General features: G+C 72.1%; 5 protein-coding genes and 1 pseudogene. 4 read left to right on the top strand and 2 right to left on the bottom strand.

From position 1 onward, the window contains the following. Nucleotides 1-47 precede the first annotated feature (47 nt). Nucleotides 48-1,166: a glycerate kinase gene (locus tag ACFWP7_RS42280; RefSeq protein ID WP_384393885.1), complete on the bottom strand. Its 1,119-nt coding sequence runs from the start codon at nucleotides 1,164-1,166 to the stop codon at nucleotides 48-50. Nucleotides 1,167-1,421: 255 nt separating this feature from the next. On the opposite strand from ACFWP7_RS42280, the pseudogene ACFWP7_RS42275 reads away from it, so the two are divergent. After that, nucleotides 1,422-2,313 (top strand): annotated as a pseudogene (locus ACFWP7_RS42275) (ADP-ribosylglycohydrolase family protein); the annotation flags it as partial. A 48-nt stretch (nucleotides 2,314-2,361) separates the two neighbouring features. Here the strand turns inward: ACFWP7_RS42275 and ACFWP7_RS42270 are convergent. Continuing rightward, nucleotides 2,362-3,231 (bottom strand): SDR family NAD(P)-dependent oxidoreductase, encoded by an 870-nt coding sequence (locus ACFWP7_RS42270; RefSeq protein ID WP_384393883.1) that lies wholly within the window; start codon nucleotides 3,229-3,231, stop codon nucleotides 2,362-2,364. An 84-nt stretch (nucleotides 3,232-3,315) separates the two neighbouring features. Between ACFWP7_RS42270 and ACFWP7_RS42265 the strand changes: the two genes are divergently transcribed. The 3 genes from ACFWP7_RS42265 (at nucleotide 3,316) to ACFWP7_RS42255 (ending at nucleotide 5,704) form a co-directional block, all read left to right on the top strand. Continuing rightward, nucleotides 3,316-4,263 (top strand): helix-turn-helix transcriptional regulator, encoded by a 948-nt coding sequence (locus tag ACFWP7_RS42265; protein WP_384393880.1) that lies wholly within the window; start codon nucleotides 3,316-3,318, stop codon nucleotides 4,261-4,263. Further along, a complete protein-coding gene (locus ACFWP7_RS42260; RefSeq protein ID WP_384393877.1) occupies nucleotides 4,260-4,751 on the top strand; it encodes an NUDIX domain-containing protein in 492 nt (163 codons plus the stop codon). The genes ACFWP7_RS42265 and ACFWP7_RS42260 overlap by 4 nt, the downstream gene beginning before the upstream one ends. A gap of 215 nt (nucleotides 4,752-4,966) precedes the next feature. After that, nucleotides 4,967-5,704 carry an NAD-dependent deacetylase gene (locus ACFWP7_RS42255; protein ID WP_384393875.1) on the top strand — a complete coding sequence of 246 codons (738 nt, stop codon included), beginning with the start codon at nucleotides 4,967-4,969 and terminating at the stop codon, nucleotides 5,702-5,704. The last annotated feature ends 50 nt before the right edge of the window (nucleotides 5,705-5,754 follow it).

Raw genomic sequence — 5,754 nt, 5'->3', positions numbered from 1 at the left:
GGTAGGGGCGGAGGGGGCGAACAAACCCACCCCCGACCCCCACCCCCTCAGTTCAAGAAGTCCCGCCCGATGTTCTCCGCGACCTTCTCCAGGATCGGCCCCGCGTCCTCGATGCACTTGACGATGTCGGGCTCCACCTCGGTGAGGGGGTACGCGCGGCGGATGCCGGCCTTGCCGAGGGCTTCCGGGCGGAGGCCCAGGCGGCCGCAGACCGCGACGACCTCCTTGCCCGCGGCACGCGCGGCAGCGGCCACCCCGGCCGGAGCCTTGCCGTGGAGGGTCTGCTCGTCGAGGGACCCCTCACCGGTGATCACCAGCGTGGCCCGCTCCAGCGCGGCCGCGAAGCCCAGGACATCGAGCATGACCTCGATACCGGGGCGGAAGCGGGCGCCGAGCACGAGGGCCCCGTACCCGATACCGCCCGCGGCCCCGGCACCGGGCGCCGCCGCGTACTCGGCGGCCTTGGAACCGATGGCCTTCTCCAGGACGGCGGCGAAGTGGGCGAGGGCCGCGTCAAGGGTGGCCACGTCGTCGGGGTTCGCGCCCTTCTGTGGGCCGTACACGGCGGGCGCGCCCTTGGGACCCGTGAGCGGGTTGTCCACGTCGGAGGCGAGCACGAAGTCGACCGAGGAGAGCCGGGCGTCGAGGCCGGACAGGTCCGCGGTCGCGACATCGCTCAGCGCGCCACCGCCGGGAGCGACGGGCTCACCCTCCGCGTCCAGGAACCGCGCACCGAGCGCCGACAGCATCCCCGCGCCCCCGTCGGTCGTGGCGCTGCCGCCCACGCCGAACACGAGGGACCGTGCCCCGGCGTCCAGCGCGGCCCGCAGCAGTTCCCCTGATCCGTACGTCGAGGAGGTGAGCGGCGCGAAGACCCCGGCGGGCAGCCGCTGCAGCCCGCTGGCCTCCGCCATCTCCACGACCGCCGTGTCGCCGCGCAGCGCGTACGCCGCCGTGATCTCGTCGCCGAGCGGCCCGGCGACCCGTACCTCATGCCGTTCGAATCCGGCCGCGACGGCCGCGTCGACGGTCCCGTCACCACCGTCGGCCACCGGCAGCGACTCGACCTCGACCTGCGGCGCGACACGGCGCAGCCCGGCCGTCACCCGCTCGGCGACCTGCACAGCCGTCAGCGATCCCTTGAACTTGTCCGCGGCGATCAGCACACGTGCCGCCTGCCGAGTCCGGTTCACAGCAGCGTCCGCCACCTTGCATCCCCTTGCTTTCTGGCCTTGCTCACGTCAAGGCAGTCGCGCCGCTGTGACCTTAACCGGAGGAAGCCCCCGCCGTCATGCCCCGGCCCTCCCCGGGAACACCGCGCGCGGCCGACCGGAATTGGGTGGACCGGAGCCACGACCTCTGTGGGCACCGAGCTCGCCGACCGCGTCCACGGGGGCCGGCCGGGCCGGATCGCGGGCGACATGCTCGGCAAACCGGTCGAGCAGGGCGACCACTGGACGCGGCACCGGATCGACCGCTGTCTGCGTCAGGCCGCGGCCCTGCCTCTCACCGACTCCCTGCCCGGGCCGGCCGCCGACGGAGGCGGAAGCGGCGAGTTCGGGCCGCGGCCCGAGTGTCGGAGTCGCGTACGAGGCCGTATCCACGGCAGCTGCTGCGGCTGCCGTATCTACAGACGTTCACGGCGGAGCGGGCCACGTGTCGCAACCTCGCCAACGGGATCAAACCGCCGCTGTCAGCGACGTACGAGAATCCCTACCAGGAGTGGATCGGGGCTCTCATCCGCGCCGACATCTACGGCTGGACCTGCCCCGGCGCGCCGCGCGGCCTCGTTGGCCCGCCGCGACGCTGTCCTCTCGCACACCAGCAATGGCGTGTACGGCACGATGTGGGCCGCCGCTCCGATCTCGGCGGCCTTCACCGCGCCGACCGTGCGGCACGCGCTGGACACGGCGCTCACGGTGATCCCCCGCGAGCTGCCGCCTCGCGCGCACCGTGCGCCGGGTGCTCACGCTCCACGGGACCCGGATGACCTGGGAGGACACACCACTCGCCACGGTCTCCGAGGAGACCGCGGGGCTCGGCTGGATCCATACGATCCCGAACGTCGCGGTCCTCACCGCCGGGCTGGTGTACGGCGACGGCGACTTCACCCGCACCATCACCCTGACCGTCCGTGGCGGCCTGGACACCGACTCGAACGGCGCGACCGCGGGCTCCGTGGCGGGTGTCCTGTGCGGGGCGGCGACGAGCCCCTCGCAGTGGCGGGCCCCCCTGGAGGACACCGTACGCAGTGCGGTGTTCGGGTTCGACAGGGTACGGATCAGCGAGCTGGCGACACGGACGCTCGCGCTGACGCCGGGGCTAGCTCACGGGAGCGGGGGCCGTCGCGCTGACGGCGGGCTAGCTCACGGGGGCCGGGGTCCTCGCACTGAACTCGTCGCGCGTGACCCCCAGCGCCCGCAGCAGTACCCGGTCGCGCAGCCCCGTCGGCAGCAGCCGCAGAAGCGCGAGGACCCTTCCGTCGCGGCCGGTCGTGTAGCGGGCGGCGGGGCGCCGTACGGTGAGGGCGCGTACGACCACGTTCACGGCGGGGGCGACCGGGCCCAGGTTCTGCCCGGCCGCCGCGGCCCGGACGGCTTCCAGGGCTGCGGTGTAGTGGTGGCGGGTCTCGGGCGAGCCGACCCAGCCGTACTCCGCGGTCGCCTTGTCCGCCGTGGCGAAGATGGCGGTCTCCATGGCACCGGGCTCGACGAGCGAGACCCGCACTCCCTGGTGGCGCAGTTCCATGCGCAGGGCCTGGGTGAGCGCCGAGAGGGCGGCTTTGGAGGCGGCGATCGGTCCGAAGAAGGGCGGTGGTACGCGGGCCGAGACGGCGCCGAGGTTCACGATCCGGCCGCCCGACGCGCGCAGCGCGGGCAGGAAGGCCCGGATCGCCGCGGTCTGGCCGATCACGTTGATCTCGAACTGCCGGCGCCAGGCCTCGGCCGGTACGAGCTCCACGGGGCCTTGGCCCATGATGCCCGCGCTGTTGACCAGGCCGTCGAGGCGGGGTCCGACGGCCTCCGCGGCCGCCGCGACGGATTCCTCGTCGGTGAGGTCCAGCAGGACGGGGGTCAGCCCGGCGTCCCGCAGGGGTGCGGCGTCCGCGCGGTTGCGGTGCGCCGCGTAGACGATCCAGCCGTCGACACCGAGCCGACGTGCGACAGCACCGCCGACACCGCCGGTGGCGCCGGTGACCAGGACGATTCGGGGGGAGGTCAGCTCAGCCACAAAGGCCGCCTTTCACAGGGGAGTTCGATGTGTCTCCCACCCTGCGGCAGGGCCCGCCGGGATTGAAGAGTGCAGAATTCACTGGTGGCACCGACACCAGTACCGCAACCCGCGTCCGGGCCGGACGACAACCACGATAAGCACGACAACCACGATGGCCGCACAGGCCGCGAGACCCTCGCGCCGGCAGCGGTCCACCCCAACGATCACGGGCGCAAGGCCCTCGCCGCCTTCCTGCGCTCCCGTCGCGAGCGCGCCGACCCTGCGGCGACGGGGCTGCCACCCGGCGGTCGCCGTCGCACTCCCGGGCTGCGCCGCGAGGAGGTCTCGCTGCTCTCCGGGGTGAGTCTGACCTGGTACACGTGGCTCGAACAGGGCCGCGACATCAGGGTCTCGCCGCAGATCCTGCTCGCCCTGGCCCGCGCTCTCCACCTCGACGACGTGGAGCGATCCCACCTCTTCCGGCTCGCGGGCATGCCCGCGCCCGAACCCGCCGAACGTTCCCTGGAAGTCCCGCCCGCGGTCCGCACCTTCCTCGACAAACTGATGCCCAACCCGGCGTTCGTCATCGACCGCTGCTTCGACATCCGCGCCTGGAACCCGGCACAGGAGCGCATCCTCGGGCCGGCCCTGCTCGACCGGCCGCGCCGCGAACTCAACAGCGCCTGGATGCTGTTCCGCGTCCCCGAGGTCCGCGCCCTGATGCCCGAGTGGGAGAAGGAGGCCCGCTGGATGGCCGGGCTGCTGCGCCAGCAGGCCGCGTACGAACTCGACAACCCGCGCTTCTCCGAACTCGTCACCGAACTCCTGGAAACCAGCCCCTACTTCGCCGAGGTCTGGGAGGACCACGACGTCATCGAGTTCCGTTCCTCGGTACGCCGCTATCGCCATCCGGTTGCCGGCGACCTGGAAGTGACCTATGTACGCATGGCGTTGGAGGAGGCGCCCTGGCTGAGTCTGATCTGCCATTTCGCCGAACCGGGCAGTGAGTCGGAGGAACGGCTGCTCAAGCTCGTTACCCTTCGTGAGTGACCACTCAAGACTTCGCGACATACATCGCGGGCCTCCCCCGCGTCCTCGCCGGTGCGGCCGTCCTCTTCCGTGACGCCGACGGCCGGGTCCTGCTCGTCGAGCCGAACTACCGTGACGGCTGGGCCCTCCCGGGCGGCACCGTCGAGTCGGACGAGGGGGAGACTCCGCGCCAGGGCGCCCGCCGGGAGACCGCCGAGGAGATCGGCCTCGACGTCGAACTCGGGCGGCTGCTCGCGGTGGACTGGGTGCACGGCACGGCTCGGCCCCCGTTGGTGGCGTATCTCTACGACGGCGGAGTCCTCACCGAGCGGGATCTCAAGGCGATCCGGTTGCAGGAGGAGGAGCTCCTGTCCTGGCGCCTCGTCCCACGGGACGAGCTGGCCGAGCACCTCCCGGGCGCGCTGGGCCGTCGCGTCATCGCCGCGCTCGATGTACTGGCGGAGGGCACGGGGACGGCGGAGCTGGAGAACGGGCACCGGGTCGGCTGACTCCGGGAGCCGGCCTCCGGATCAGCCCTCGGCCAGATCCTGCGGCTTGACGTCCACCCTCCGCAGCGCCTCGTCCCGCGTCGCCCACACGTCGTGCCCGTCGACGCGCCACGGTCGCGGCACGCCGGACGGGATCGGAAGAGCGCTCCCTATTGACGAGCCACGGCACCCGATATCCGTTCGCCCGGCGCGGACAGCCGTCCTACCCTCGCCCCATGGACAAGCCGCTCGTCGCCATCCTCAGTGGAGCCGGTGTCTCCACCGATTCCGGAATCCCTGACTACCGGGGGCCGAACGGCCTGTGGCGGCGGGACCCGGAGGCCGAGAAGCTCGTGACCTACGAGTACTACATGGGCGATCCGGAGATCCGGCGTCGGTCCTGGCAGCTGCGCCGGAAGAACCGGACACTGCAGGCCGAGCCCAACGCGGCGCACCTGGCGGTGGCCGAGCTGGAGCGGTCCGGGGTGCCGGTGCGGGTGATCACCCAGAACGTGGACGGGCTGCACCAGCTGGCCGGCATGCCCGCCCGCAAGGTGCTCGAACTGCACGGCACGGCACGGACCGTGGCGTGCACCCAGTGCCACGCCAAGGCGCCGATGGAGGACGCGCTCGCACGAGTCGAGGCCGGTGAGGACGACCCTCGGTGCCTCAAGTGCGGCGGCATCCTCAAGTCGGCGACGGTGATGTTCGGCGAGCGGCTCGACCCCGTCGTACTCGGCGATGCCCTCTCGATCACCAAGGCGTGCCAGGTCTTCATCGCCGTCGGGACCAGCCTCCAGGTACAGCCCGCCGCCGGACTCGCCGGGGTGGCCGCGGACCACGGGGCCCAGCTCATCATCGTCAACGCCGAACCGACGCCGTACGACGACCGCGCCGACGAAGTCATTCAGGAGCCCATCGGCACCGCCCTGCCCGAGCTGCTACGTCGGCTGCGTACCGAGACCCACTCCTAGTAGGACTCCGTTAGGTCTTTCTGTCGGTGGTGTTCAGCGGCATGGTGGGT

Origin of the sequence: Streptomyces sp. NPDC058470 (assembly GCF_042721055.1) — a bacterium.
GTDB lineage: Bacteria > Actinomycetota > Actinomycetes > Streptomycetales > Streptomycetaceae > Streptomyces.
This window is presented reverse-complemented; position numbering and strand designations above follow the sequence as displayed.